The 250-nt window shown below is 69.2% G+C and carries 1 pseudogene and 1 other annotated feature; the pseudogene reads right to left on the reverse strand.

Annotation, left to right across the window (positions count from 1 at the left end):
* Positions 1-250, reverse strand: a pseudogene (locus FLV34_RS43190) (IS3 family transposase); the annotation flags it as partial.
* Positions 82-195: a sequence feature (AL1L pseudoknot), on the reverse strand. (Overlaps the previous pseudogene by 114 nt.)

The following is a 250-nucleotide window of genomic DNA, read 5'->3' on the forward strand; positions in this document are numbered from 1 at the left end:
CGTGGTGATCTCGGCCATGAGCTGGGCGTCCCGCACCTGCCGGGCTGAGGGCGGACGGGACTTGGCCGCGTAGTACGTCGACGTCGCCACCTGCAACACTTGGCAGATCGGCTCGACGCCGAAAGCGCCGCGGTGAGCGTCGATGAAGGCGACTACCTGGGCGGCCGTGGGTCGAGTTCGGCCGCGAAAAAAGCGGCCGCGGCCTTGAGGATCTCGTTGGCGCGGCGCAGCTCGCGCACCTCACGCTCCA

This window comes from Microbispora sp. CSR-4, assembly GCF_008033685.1.
GTDB lineage: Bacteria > Actinomycetota > Actinomycetes > Streptosporangiales > Streptosporangiaceae > Microbispora.